This window comes from Clostridia bacterium (assembly GCA_026414765.1).
GTDB lineage: Bacteria > Bacillota > Clostridia > Acetivibrionales > DSM-27016 > SKW86.
Genome location: JAOAIJ010000041.1, coordinates 20,393 through 33,539 on the forward strand (window position 1 = coordinate 20,393; position 13,147 = coordinate 33,539).

Annotated in this window: 10 protein-coding genes and 1 riboswitch; of the genes, 8 read left to right on the top strand and 2 right to left on the bottom strand. The window is 40.5% G+C overall.

Going from position 1 to position 13,147, the window contains the following annotated elements; genetic code table 11:
• Window positions 1-47: 47 nt before the first annotated feature.
• Entirely contained in the window at window positions 48-3,110 is a 3,063-nt protein-coding gene (locus N3I35_15135; protein MCX8131413.1) for an MMPL family transporter, read from the bottom strand.
• Window positions 3,111-3,323: 213 nt separating this feature from the next.
• Between N3I35_15135 and N3I35_15140 the strand changes: the two genes are divergently transcribed.
• The 5 genes from N3I35_15140 to N3I35_15160 all read left to right on the top strand — a co-directional run bounded on the left by N3I35_15140 (window position 3,324) and on the right by N3I35_15160 (window position 7,257).
• Window positions 3,324-3,899: a TetR/AcrR family transcriptional regulator C-terminal domain-containing protein gene (locus N3I35_15140; protein MCX8131414.1), complete on the top strand. Its 576-nt coding sequence runs from the start codon at window positions 3,324-3,326 to the stop codon at window positions 3,897-3,899.
• A gap of 112 nt (window positions 3,900-4,011) precedes the next feature.
• Window positions 4,012-4,072: riboswitch (Fluoride riboswitch) on the top strand.
• A 90-nt stretch (window positions 4,073-4,162) separates the two neighbouring features.
• Entirely contained in the window at window positions 4,163-4,855 is a 693-nt protein-coding gene (locus N3I35_15145; protein ID MCX8131415.1) for an iron-sulfur cluster assembly scaffold protein, read from the top strand.
• A 21-nt stretch (window positions 4,856-4,876) separates the two neighbouring features.
• Entirely contained in the window at window positions 4,877-5,875 is a 999-nt protein-coding gene (locus N3I35_15150) for a GGGtGRT protein (GenBank protein ID MCX8131416.1), read from the top strand.
• A 386-nt stretch (window positions 5,876-6,261) separates the two neighbouring features.
• On the top strand, window positions 6,262-6,732 hold the full coding sequence (locus N3I35_15155) for a hypothetical protein (protein ID MCX8131417.1): 471 nt from the start codon (window positions 6,262-6,264) through the stop codon (window positions 6,730-6,732).
• A 30-nt stretch (window positions 6,733-6,762) separates the two neighbouring features.
• On the top strand, window positions 6,763-7,257 hold the full coding sequence (locus N3I35_15160) for a C39 family peptidase (GenBank protein MCX8131418.1): 495 nt from the start codon (window positions 6,763-6,765) through the stop codon (window positions 7,255-7,257).
• A gap of 21 nt (window positions 7,258-7,278) precedes the next feature.
• On the opposite strand, the gene N3I35_15165 is transcribed toward N3I35_15160, so the two are convergent.
• Entirely contained in the window at window positions 7,279-7,440 is a 162-nt protein-coding gene (locus N3I35_15165; GenBank protein ID MCX8131419.1) for a hypothetical protein, read from the bottom strand.
• Between the two features lie 291 nt (window positions 7,441-7,731).
• Here N3I35_15165 and N3I35_15170 point away from each other — a divergent pair, with 291 nt between their 5' ends.
• From N3I35_15170 to N3I35_15180, 3 genes are read left to right on the top strand one after another with little or no spacing between them, the layout of a single operon-like run.
• Complete coding sequence (locus N3I35_15170) at window positions 7,732-9,522, top strand: B12-binding domain-containing radical SAM protein (GenBank protein MCX8131420.1); 1,791 nt, start codon at window positions 7,732-7,734, stop codon at window positions 9,520-9,522.
• Window positions 9,523-9,562: 40 nt separating this feature from the next.
• Window positions 9,563-11,323, top strand: coding sequence for a B12-binding domain-containing radical SAM protein (locus N3I35_15175; protein MCX8131421.1), 1,761 nt, complete (start codon window positions 9,563-9,565; stop codon window positions 11,321-11,323).
• Window positions 11,324-11,375: 52 nt separating this feature from the next.
• Window positions 11,376-13,136, top strand: coding sequence for a B12-binding domain-containing radical SAM protein (locus tag N3I35_15180; GenBank protein ID MCX8131422.1), 1,761 nt, complete (start codon window positions 11,376-11,378; stop codon window positions 13,134-13,136).
• Window positions 13,137-13,147: the final 11 nt, after the last annotated feature.

Here is a 13,147-nt window from a genome sequence, read left to right on the forward strand (position 1 = left end):
GCAGCCCTTATTTATGCTTTTATAAAATGCGCTTTCTTCATCTGCTTTTAGATGTCCTTATTCTTTGAAAACAAAACTGCCATAGTACTAGGAAGTGCAATCATAGCCGGAAGGAAAACGGGTAGCAATATAAAGCATAGAACTATCAATCCTGCAATTACGGCTATGGCCAATTGCGATAAAAGTGTTAAACCGGAAGGTATAAGGGTTGCGAATGTGCCCCCAAGTATTATGGTTGCTGATGTTATTACGCCTCCTATATGTCTGGAAGCCATAACTATTGCTTCTTTTGGAGACATGTGAGGGTATTCTTTGTAACGCATCATCAGGAATATACTGTAGTCTACACCTAATGCCACGATTACAATGAAGGAGAAGAAGGGAACGTATGAAGAAACACCCTCTGATCCCATCAGATTTATGAAAAGATAGTTTAGCACAAACATAGCCGCATAGTACGACCCCATAAGGGATGCTGTTATGAAAACCGGTGTCCAGAAGGATCTTATAACTAGAAGCAGTACAAGGAATACTCCTATAAGAACTATTACTATCATTCTGTTAAGATCTCGATTCAATACATCATTCATATCACCGGTCATTGCGCTTGATCCTGACACTCCATATTTTGCGTTTGAAAGAACTGTGTCTTTAAGTCCGCCAGATAAAGTCTTGTTTATTTCTTTTACAGTTTTTAGAGCCTCCTTTGAATAAGGATCGTCATTCAGAACAATCATCAACTTTGTAATAGTCCTGTCGCCGGACATAAACATATCAAATGAATTCTTAAAGCCTTCATCATTTAAAGCTTCCTTGGGAATATAGAAGGTTTTATTTGTATTAAGTTGAGAAAGAAATCCGTTAGTCTTTCCAAGTCCGTCAGAAATTTGCTTTAGTCCGTTGTTTACATCGGATAACTTATTACCGAAGGAACTAAATCCATTGAGACCTGATACAAGCTGCTGCTGTCCTGATTTCATCTGTCCAAGACCGTCGGTTACGCTATCCATATTATTAACTATAGTGCCTATTCCTGAAGCTGCTTTACCAAGGCCGTTTCTAAGTTCTTTTAACCCTGCAGCCATTTGAGACAAGCCGCTGCTTATTTCTGACAAGCTCTTATTTGCTGTTCCAAAGCCGGAAGTGGCATTATTATAATTTTCATTTAATGCTTTTATACCTTCTGGCGAAATTCCGCTTAATGATTCTAATAACTTATCTATGGTTTGCTTTAAACCCAGATAGCTAGGATCGCTTTGAGAGTTTGTATAATTGTTTCCTAAAGCTGTTACCATTGACTGCATCTGGGACAGAGTGCTTTTTACACCGACAAGGGCCTGCGCAGCACCCTGGTAGTGGGTACCCATATATTTGTAACCAGCCTGCATCTTTTCAAAATTATCAGCTAACGATCTAATTCCGTTGCTCATCATTGAGAGATTAGTTTCTATGGTAGCTATACCGTTGCTTATATTTTGTGAATATTTTGAGCCACCAGCTATACCCGATTGAATCTGCTTTAACCCGATAGTTAATGCAACCATACCATTTTGAAGCTGTGCTGTACCATCAACCATCTCACTGACTTTTATAAAGTCTGCTGAACCAAGCTTATCCTGAGCCAACTTCAGTCCGTCATATATTTGCCCTACACCGTCTTGAGTCTTTGATATGCCTTTTGTGACTGAATTTACCTGGCTGCCGATATAAAAATTATCAATTTGCTTACCCTCGGGCCGTGTTACAGAAGATACCTGATGTATTCCATTTATTTTCTTGAGTCTTTCAGTCAAGTTATCAATTACTGAAAGAGATTCATTATTATCAAGTGCTTTGGTATTTTCAATAACAATATTAACAGGCATCGCCTGACCTTGGCCGAAATGCTCTGCAACTAGATTAAAGGCTTTTGAGGAAGGCTGTGTATCTCCAAGTTCTTTAATGGTATCAAAGTTAAGTTTTTGCTGGTGAAAATACACCGTTGGAACAATAATTAATGCGATGATCAAAACAGAAATAGCAGGATGCTTTATTGAAGCAGAGGATATTTTATCCCACAGCTTGCTTTCCTTATGACCGGATGTATTCTTTGAGGGCCAGAAAAGCTTATTGCCCAAAACCTTCATTGCAAGAGGTGTCAAGGTCAGGATTTCAAGCAACATAATGGCTACACCGATTACTACAACAATACCGGATTTATATATAGGTGATTCAGAGAAAATAAGGCTGAAGAAGGCTATCAATACAGTGAGTATACTAAAGGCGATTGTTTTTCCTGCGGTTTTATAGGTTTTTACTATAGCATCATCTATAGAGCAGCCGTTGGATAGTTCTTCCTTAAACCTGTTAAAAAGAAGGATATTGTAATCGGTTCCTATACCAAAGAGTATAAGTACAAGTAGCACTTGTGTAAGAGAGGTTACAGGGAAATTGGCTTTATCAATTAATTGAGCTGCGATACCCATGGAACAAAGATAGGAAAACGCTACTGCCAATAGGGATACAATAGGGGTTACTACCGATCTGAACATAATTATCAGTACTACCAAAATGAATATAACTGTTAATGCAGCACTCTTTTCTACGCCTGACAGAGCTGCCTTAAGATAATCATTACCTATAAAGTCTTCTCCTGTAAGATAGTGCTCTACATGTACGTTGCTCAGTTTATTATCAAAGACTTTTTTGATATCATCTATTTCTCTTGATCCCTTATCAAGCTTAAAGCTTACCATTAGCATTGTACCATCTTTTGAAATTAAAGAATTTTTTGCCTGGGGCATACTAAAGGGATCAAATATCTTATCAATTCCCAACTCAGAACTGCTGGCTCTGATTGCTTTTACACCATCACTGATTTGTTTCATTTCTTCATCGGAAATCTTATTTTTATCATAAAAAACTATAATATTATCGGTACCTTTCGATGTATCCATCTTGCTTAATATGGAATTTGCAATTACCGATGGACTGTTTTCATCAAGGCCTTGCTGACCTTTATGTCTTAGTATTGCATTAATATCAGGCTGAATCACTGTAAGCAGAATAGCTGCTATAACCCATATTGAGAATATTATCCAACGGGCTTTTATAATTTTTTTCAAACTCACTACTCCTCTCTTGGATTTTTATTAAACTGTTTACTGTGTTAACATCAGTAGTGAAATATAAACAACAATGTGTTGCGATAATATCACAAATGAATTATAATATGCATGATGATGCATTACAACCAACAGATTTTTTGATATTGTATATTCCACTACATATTTGGCAGATGTGTTGATTATTAATAAAAAATTCATATTTATTAAGGAGTAGTCATGAAAAATGAGAAAGCAGACCGTAGAGTAAAGTACACAAAAATGTTCCTTAAAAAAGGCCTTGTGGAGCTGATGCGGGAAAATCCAATCTCAAAGATATCCGTTAAAATGCTATGTGAAACCGCCGATATAAACAGGAGCACCTTCTATGCACACTATACAGACCAATACGATTTGCTTGAGCAGTTGGAGCAGGAAGTGATTGAAGAACTGAAAAAATTCATAAGTAAAGATGCTTTTTCCAAGCAAACAATACAGACAGTACATTCATTGAAACAAATACTCGACTATATAGCGCAGAATGGTGACTTATTCATAACTTTACTTAGTGAAAACGGGGATTCCTCTTTTCATAGAGAAATAATGTTTTTAGCACAGCAAAAAATAATCTCGGATATTCACAATGACTTGAATATAGATGCAAGAACCTCAGAGTACTTGAAAAGCTTCGCCATTACGGGTACTTTAAGTATAGTACAAAAATGGTTAATAGATGGTATGATCGAATCAACAGAAGAAATGACTGAATTAGTCTCAAAGCTACTTTATAAGGGTCCTTCAGCTTTTTACTCCTAACTTACTGTTTCTACATTATGTTTTTTAGATTTGTCATTTGCTTATCAAAAATTGCTAAAAAGTTTAACATTTTAGCAATTTTCGGTATACTTTTATTGTATACTATGTTAAAATGTCTAATGGTGACGGAGCTCACCTTCAAATGCGTAGATACTGATGGCTCCTACTTTGAACAGTCAAAGTAGGAGCCATCAGTTTAACAAAGTGCTAACTAAAATCTTATTTTAGTGAATAAAAAATTATTATGGAAAGGGGTACTAAAAATGAACTATTCACATGAGGTTGAACAAATGATTTGCGTCAAAAAAGGTCCAAATCATGGGCCAGCCCCAATTCCTGAAGAAGGAAAATGGGTAAAAGCAAAAGAGGTAAAAGACATATCCGGCTTATCACATGGTATAGGCTGGTGTGCACCACAGCAGGGATGCTGTAAGCTCACACTAAATGTTAAAGAAGGTATAATTGAGGAGGCTCTTGTTGAGACTCTGGGATGCTCCGGTATGACTCACTCAGCTGCAATGGCTGCAGAAATTCTCAGTGGAAAAACTATCCTTGAAGCATTGAATACTGACCTTGTTTGTGATGCAATAAACGTTGCAATGAGAGAAATATTCAAGCAACTTGCATATGGAAGAACACAGTCAGCTTTCTCAGAAGGTGGACTCCCTATAGGTGCAGGACTTGAAGACCTGGGTAAAGGCTTGCGTTCACAGGTCGGAACAATGTTCGGAACTAAGGCGAAGGGTGTAAGATACTTGGAAATGGCTGAAGGTTACATATTGAATATCGGACTTGATGCAGATAATGAAGTAATCGGTTATAAGTTCGTACACCTCGGAAAAATGATGGATGCCATTAAAAAAGGTGTTGATCCTAAGGAAGCTTATGAAAAGAACATTGGTACTTACGGAAGATTTGCTGAAGCAGTAAAAGTTATTGATCCAAGACATGAATAATTTAGAAGAGAGGTGATTAAAGTGGTTAGATTTGAAGGATATGAAAGAAGAATAGATAAAATAAATGCTTGTATGGCTGAATACGGATTTAAAAGTCTTGAAGAAGTAAAGGATTTCTGTACTTCAAAGGGTATAGATGTTGATAAAATAGTAAGAGACGTGCAGCCTATCGCTTTCGAAAATGCTGTATGGGCTTACACTCTGGGTTGTGGTGTTGCGTTAAAGAAGGGTGTTAAGAATGCAGCTGAAGCGGCTGAAGCTATAGGTATAGGATTGCAGGCTTTCTGTATTCCTGGTTCCGTTGCTGACTCCAGAAAAGTAGGTATCGGACATGGTAATCTCGGTGCAATGTTGTTAAAAGAAGAAACAAAATGTTTTTGCTTCCTTGCAGGACATGAATCTTTTGCTGCTGCAGAAGGTGCTATAGGCATAGCAAGAACAGCAAACAAAGTAAGAAAAGAGCCACTTCAGGTTATCCTAAATGGTCTCGGAAAAGATGCGGCATATATAATTTCAAGAATCAACGGTTTTACATATATAGAAACTGATTATGATTTTGCTACAGGCGAACTTAAAGTGGTTAATACCAAAGCTTACTCAAATGGGGAAAAAGCTAAGGTTAGAGTTTATGGGGCAAATGATGTTCTTGAAGGTGTTGCAATAATGATTAAGGAAAGTGTTGACGTTTCAATTACCGGTAACTCAACCAATCCAACAAGATTCCAGCACTTAGTTGCAGGAACATATAAGAAGTGGGCCGGTGAGAACGGTAAAAGATACTTCTCGGTTGCTTCCGGCGGCGGTACCGGCAGAACGCTTCATCCGGACAACATGGCTGCAGGACCAGCTTCCTACGGTTTGACCGACTCTATGGGCAGAATGCACGGAGATGCTCAGTTTGCAGGTTCATCTTCAGTTCCTGCACACGTTGAAATGATGGGTCTTATCGGTATGGGCAATAACCCAATGGTTGGTGCAACAGTTGCAGTTGCAGTTGCGATTGAGGAATCAATAAAGTAACATAATAAAATAATAATGTAAAGCCCAATCCAAGGAGATAAATTGTTTAAAATATCTTTGGATTGGGCTTTACTTTTTTAGTGTCCACGAAAGTTTAGGCTTACAAATCATTATAATCTTTGATTTTTCAAAATGGCTCACTCTCCCAAAACAAAAATTCTGATTAACTGTCACTTTAAAGCTGTAGACGGAGTTTCTATTTTTTCTTTACGAAATTGGTATTTACATGGGTGGCTATGTGGTCTTTGTCGAAGATAGTCATAAAATTAGATTTATTGACAATTAAGGTAGACAATGGTAGAATTGCGCTGAATAGATCTTTGAGAAACTGCTTTATATATTACAAATAGTATCGTTACTGCTAAAAAAAGATGGAGGCTGATATTATGAATAAAACATTGGAAATATTGTCACCAGAGCTTTTTATGTTGGCTATAGTTATTATTATGATTCTGTTTGGTGCCTTTGGAGGTTGTATCAATTACCTGATAGCCAGACAGAAAGCAATTAGAGGAGATGGCAAGACTGACAGTGTGAGCTTGCTGTACAGTGTTATACTGGGAATTGGCGCTTCTTTTCTTGTACCTCTTTTTTTATCCCTGCTTTCTAGCGATATTATTGATAGATTAGAAGGCGGACATACCGACTTTTTTATTTTTGGAAGCCTATGCCTTATCGCCGGAATCTCATCTGACAGTTTCATACAGGTTGTATCTAGAAATATGATAAAAAAATTATCTAAGGCTGTCAATACAGATGGGAAGGCCTTGGAAAACAGTGTTGTACAGTCTACTCAAAATGTGTTTACTGCAGCGGAGAATGCAGGACAGACAGAGAAAGGATCAGTTCCCGGATAATTTGGTGATATTTAATTGGAGGTGCAATCAATGAAACCAACATACTATAGTCAATATGATGAGCCATACGCAAGTTATCCGTATCCATCAGCAAATCACCCCCAGGCTAATATTAAAAGTTCAGGCTGTGGTGTAACTTGCTTTGCAATGGTACAAGCTACCTTGCAAAATCCCAAATACACGCCTATAGATGGTGCAAAGGACGCCATTTCTATGAATGACCGTGGTTTAGAGGGTACAGAGGACGAGTTTTTTCAACATGCGGCAGCTAAGTATAAATTACAATTCAGCCAGACAAGTGACCTGAATACGGTTTTAGATTCGCTTAAAAATGGTAAACTTGTTGTATGCCGCATGAAAGATTGGTTTAGACCAGGAGCCGGACACTTTATATTGTCTTGGGGAGTAAATAATGGGAAAATCCAAATTAATGATCCTGCCAGCCGTGAAAACTCGCAGAAACTATGGGACACAACGATATTTACACAAAAATGTATTAGGTATTTTATATATGGCAAGCTCTGATTCAATTTATCTATAAGGGTATTACTTGTTTCCTTCATAATTCCAGAGAACTGATTCTGGAAGGATGTTAGGAATATAGAATTCTGCCTCCAAATAGCCTTTCTTTGAAGGTTTAGGGCTAATACTTTCAATTAACAAATGCTCGGCCATTTCATAATCCGAATTGCTCAGCCAATGATTCATATATTCCAGCAAATCTTTCAATGCTTCCAGAGCACATTACAAAACCGCTGTTATCTCTCTTTTAAAAAACTCCCTTCCATAAATCCTTTGGATTCGCTTTTAACGTTTTAAATATCTATTCCCGAATACTGATTAATAGATCATCAAATTATTTGTAGAAGTCTGATCCTTAGTCCGGACTTATGCTGCATTTAACTTGTGAATTAATTGGCATCCACATAAATGTGATGGCATATATTAGTAGGGAATATGGCGATGACGAAAGAAATTTGGATGGCAGTGGAGGTATGCATGAATTATGGCGAGACAGTTCCCGTAGAGAGAAAACCTTATGTTTTGCTTTTTTTCATACAAAGAATCCTTTTCAAAAATTCCTTTGAATATATAGATCCTCTTGGTTTGATGGCTTTAGCCGCATTTATAGGGGAAAAGGGATATAATCCAGGGGTTTTTTCTGGTACGGTAACAGAAGCAGCTGCGGTGTTGGAAAGAGAGATAAAAAAAAGGACTGTCTCTGCAGTAGGACTGTACTGTGATTTTGAAAACCAATCGGTAGTAGAGAGTTTCAGCAGCTATGTAAAAGAACACTGGGGTATACCTGTCATTGTAGGCGGACCCCAGGCAGTGGCGCTAAGCAAGGAATTTATCACTTCATCAGGATGTTTCGCTGTTGCTCGTGGTGAAGGTGAATATACATTATGGGAGTTGTTGGAATATATAGTACACAACAAAGGCAGTATTGAAGGCATAGCCGGCATTACATACATTAATGAAAAAGGCGATTTGAAATCAAACCCGGACAGAAGCTTAATTACGGATTTGGACGCACTGCCGTTTCAAAATCCGTCCCATTCTCTTACCCAACGAAAAAATAACTTCTCTTTATTGACCGGTCGCGGTTGTCCGTTTCATTGCGCTTTCTGCTACGAAGGTGGAAACACAAAAACTGTACGTCTGCGCAGTGTTCAAAATGTAACAGCTGAAATAATCCGATTATTTGACCAAAATCCATACGCAAGATATGTATGGTTTTCCGACGACACATTTACTCTCAATACGTCTCGTGTTCTGGAGTTTTGTACAGAATTGACCCGTTTACGCGAAAAAAAGGATTTTGTATGGTTTTGCGAGGGTCATCCCAGCACATTGGTCAAAGAACCCGGGGTAATAAGGCAAATGGTTGATGCGGGACTTGTCCGTATGCAGATAGGAATAGAGTCAGGTTCCAGGCATGTAATAGAGCAATACCGCAAGCAAACTACACTTGAGCAAATTGAGGAAGTAATCCTATTGTGCCGGGAAGCGGATTTGCCCCAGCTTTGCGGCAACATAATTATCGGGGGAGCTGGAGAAACCCTGGAGACAATAGAAGAGACTTGGGCATATATCGACAAGCTGCTAAGCTTAGCGCCAGGCATGCTGGACATATCCCTGACCTTGTTCATGCCTTTTCCCGGTACGGCTATGACGCGCTGCCCCAGAAAGTTTGGAATGGACATTGTAGACCCGGACGCTTTGACATCAATAGGAGATTATCCTGTAGCTTCTACTGAAAAAATGGAATTGGGCGAAATAGCTTCGGCACGGAGAATGTTTACACACAGGATGCTGGAACGTATGAGTGAACTGGTAGATAGGGGTTTGGTTCCGCATAGGGATATAATACGGCACTACCGGTTGAATGCTGACTATGGGATTTCCAGTATATGGCATAGAGCTATTTATTCTCAAAAACATTTTCTCCACAGGCGGTATATGCTTTTGGCAGGAAGTTCCGCGAAAAGGATGGAGGACATTGATTCCAGCCAAATTGACAACTATCGTCCGGTACGTGTTTTTACTTTATGGAACGGTATTTCTTGGAGGGGAGATATACCTGAAATACTTGGATATGTATTGTCACCCCTTGAATATGAACTGATACTTCTTTGCAGCGGAAAACTTAAGTTATGGCAAGTGGTGGATGAAATCTGCCGGAAGTTTTCCGGAAGGTATGAAAACTCAAAGGAGGCAAGGGAGATAATTATGAAAATCCTTAAGGAATTTGAAGGACGGAACTGGCTGGTATTTGTACCCTACTAATCACACCTGACGGATTGGTCGGGCAAAAAGGAGAGTAAGTATGGAAGGCAGGGTCTTGCTATTTAATATACACAGGATAACAAGCGATATATTGAATCTAGAAGTGGAATCGCCTGGACTGCTGGCACTGGCTGCTTTTTTGGAGACCAAAGGGTATGATGCCCTTGTTTACCAGGGGGAGCCGTCCTTGGCAAGGGATTTTCTTGGGAGACAGAGCAAGGAAAATATAATATTGGCTGTAGGCTTTTATTGCGATTTTGAAAACCGGACTGAGGTTTCGGAGATGAGCCGGTTCATTGCCAGCAATTACGGTTTGCCGGTAATTTTTGGGGGTCCTCAGGTAAGTGGTATGGATGCTGAATATATAAGCAATTCAAAATGCACCGCTGCTATAGCCGGAGAAGGTGAAATTACACTGTGGCGCTTTCTGGACTGCCTCTGTGAGCAAGGGGGCGACTGGCGGGAGCTGGGCGGTGTAGTTTATGTGGACGAAAGTGGGACTCTCATACAAAAGCCTTGTGGGAATATAGTTCAAAACCTTGACGAGCTGCCTTTGCCGGCACTTCACAGGTGGGTAAACAGGCCTGTACGCAGGAAGGCTCATGTACTGACAGGCCGAGGATGCCCTTTTAATTGTGCTTTCTGCCATGAAGGCAGCCTTTCGAGAAGTGTACGGCTGCGAAGCGTGGAACATGTACTGCATGAGGTGGAAACAATACTGGATAATGAACCTTACATAAATTATATTGTTTTTGCGGACGATACGTTTACATTATCACCTGAGCGTGTGAAGAAGCTATGCGAAGGGCTTGTACGTTTGAGACAAAAAAGGGACTTCATCTGGTACTGTGAGGGGCATATAAAGCTCCTGGACAAATGGCCTGAAATGCTTGCAGATATGGTAGAAGCCGGGATGGTCAGGCTGCAGATGGGAATTGAATCCGGAGTGCAGAGTGTTCTGGACAAATATAACAAAGGAACCACGGTACCGCAAATAGAAAATGTAATCAAGGCTGCAGTTGATGCAGGGGTACATCAAATCGTAGGATTTTTTATAACAGGAGGTCCCTTCGAAAGCCGTGAGACCATAGAAAGGAACAAAGCCTTTTATGAAAGGCTTATTGAGCTTGCGCCGGGCATAATTGAATTAGGCCCCAGCCCGTTGATGCCATACCCTGATACTGATATTGCACGTTGTCCCGGAAAGTATGGCATACGCATTCTTGATCCAAAAGGAAATACTACTTTCTCCGACTATCCTGTGACTGAGACAGAGGCTATGACAAGAGAGGAAATCGCAAAGGCGCAAAAAGAATTGATAGCCCATGGTGTGGGTGTAATGATGCGGCTGTTTAGGCAAGGCAAAGTGCCACATGAAAGGGTGCTGAACTGTTTCCGTTTTCACTCCTATGGAGCTGTGTCTGTATGGTATACTGCAATTTACAGCCAGGTTCCTTTTGTACACGGCTATTATACACTGCTGGCCCGTGGGGCGGTAAGCCGGTCTGATGAAATCCCTGAAAACCGGATTGAAGAGTGGCGTCCACAAAGGACTATGGAGATATGGCATGATGTTGATTTTTCGCAGGGATTCCCCAGAATAGGAAGGGATGTACTCTCGCCGCTGGAGTTTGAGTTGTTGTTGTACAGTACAGGGAAGCTGTGCCTTTGCCAGGTATTGGACATTGTATATGATAAATTCTCCGGCAGGATTGAAACCCGTAGGGAGTTTGATGATATGGCAAGGCGGATATTGAGGTCTTTTGAAAAAAAATACTGGTTGGTCTATGCACCATTGTAGACATTCTTATGGATGCATGATAAAGCAATATCAGGGGGATTAATTCAATATTATGAAATCTGTTTTACTTTTTAATGTGAAGCGCGCCATGGCTGGACCATCCAATGATTGTTCCGACTACATGGGAGCCTTCTATCTTGCTGCAGTACTTGAAGAAAGAGGGTATGACCCATGGGTATTCCACGGGTATGCTCACGAGGTACCGGAGATACTGGCAAGGGAAGTATCGTACCGGAATATTGCAGTTATAGGTTTTGCATGTGATTTTGAGAACCGTTCGGTAGTGGAGGAATTAAGCCTTTTTGTCAAAGAAAAGTACCGGATTCCTGTAGTTGTGGGAGGCCCTCAGGCTATGGACCTAAAAGAGGACTTTTTTAGAAAGTCACGGTGTGACTATGTTGTAAGGGGGGAGGGTGAACATACCCTGCCACAGCTTATAGGCTTCATTGTAAAGCATGAGGGCAGCCGTGAAGATATTAAAGGGATTACATGGCTGGATGATTCGGCGGGTATTGTCTCAAACGCTGACAATGAACCTGTTTCTGACCTGGATACATTGCCCCTGCCGGCATACCACCGTTCTCTCCACACCGGCAGGACTTACGGGCGGAGTATATTTACCGGACGTGGATGTCCTTTTTCCTGCGCGTTCTGTTATGAGAGCAACCATAAAAAGAGGGTCCGACTGAGAAGTATGGATAAGGTGATGGAGGAAATAAAACATAACCTTGATACTTATCCGGAACTAAATTATATCATTGTTTCGGATGATACGTTTACTTTGAGTACTGAAAGGGTTCAAGCATTTTGCAAGGGCATAAAAATACTACGCAGCGGAAGGGATTTTGTATGGTATTGCGAAGGCCATGTACATTTACTTGCCAAATGGCCCGGGATGATGCGGCTGATGGCAGAGTCGGGGCTTGCCCGTTTACAGATAGGCGTTGAAACAGGCTGCCAGAATGTGTTGGATTTATACAGAAAGCAGGTAACGCTTGATGAAATTGAGTTTGTTATAGAAGAAGCAGTAAAAGTTGGGGTCCCGCAAATTGCAACCAATCTGATTATCGGCGGCCCTGCGGAATGCGAAAAGACAATTGGAGAAACAGAGGCTTTTGCAGAGAGGCTTTTGAGGAAAGCTCCCGGAGTGATTGATATACTTACAGGATTTCTGCGGCCCTATCCCGGTACAGCAATAGCTGAAAATCCAGAGGCTTTCAAGCTTGCCATATCAGACCCTCAGGGAGCCAAATCCTTTGACGACTATCCGCTGATTGAAGCAAACGGCATGACTTTGGAGGATATCTTAAAATACCGCGTCCGCATCAGCAGGCATATTTTCCGTGTTATGAATGAAATTACGGACAAAGGGCTGGTTCCTTACAAAACCATCCTGTCCCAGTATAAAAGTGCTATGAAATACGGTATCACCAGTATGTGGTATACGGAAATCTTCAAAAAAAATCATTTCCTGGATGAGTACTTCAGGATGATTGCAAAAGGTGCAGCGGTACGGTTTGAGGATGTGCCGCAGGATGAATTGATGAGGTGGAGGCCTCAGCGTACAGTTGAAATACGTAGAGCTGTAAACTTTGAGCAGGGGTTTCCGAAAATCGGGGGGTATGTCCTGTCACCGCTGGAATTTGAGCTGCTTCTAAGGTGCTCTGCAAAACTGCGCTTCGAAGAAGTTCTTGAGGATATGTACAGCACTTTCGGAGAACGGTATGAAGGAATGGAGGCTTTTAAAGGCAGTGTTATTGAGACTTTCCGTAAGTTTGATAAGATGTACTGGCTTGTATTTTGCAAAGTATAGAATATGACTTT

Bases quoted from the DNA above. Each gene is read 5' to 3' on its own strand.
- N3I35_15155 (MCX8131417.1), top strand. From the start codon at position 6,262: ATGAATAAAACATTGGAAATATTGTCACCAGAGCTTTTTATGTTGGCT.
- N3I35_15145 (MCX8131415.1), top strand. From the start codon at position 4,163: ATGAACTATTCACATGAGGTTGAACAAATGATTTGCGTCAAAAAAGGT.
- N3I35_15165 (MCX8131419.1), bottom strand. From the start codon at position 7,440: ATGAATCATTGGCTGAGCAATTCGGATTATGAAATGGCCGAGCATTTG.
- N3I35_15160 (MCX8131418.1), top strand. From the start codon at position 6,763: ATGAAACCAACATACTATAGTCAATATGATGAGCCATACGCAAGTTAT.
- N3I35_15140 (MCX8131414.1), top strand. From the start codon at position 3,324: ATGAAAAATGAGAAAGCAGACCGTAGAGTAAAGTACACAAAAATGTTC.
- N3I35_15170 (MCX8131420.1), top strand. From the start codon at position 7,732: ATGAATTATGGCGAGACAGTTCCCGTAGAGAGAAAACCTTATGTTTTG.
- N3I35_15180 (MCX8131422.1), top strand. From the start codon at position 11,376: ATGAAATCTGTTTTACTTTTTAATGTGAAGCGCGCCATGGCTGGACCA.
- N3I35_15175 (MCX8131421.1), top strand. From the start codon at position 9,563: ATGGAAGGCAGGGTCTTGCTATTTAATATACACAGGATAACAAGCGAT.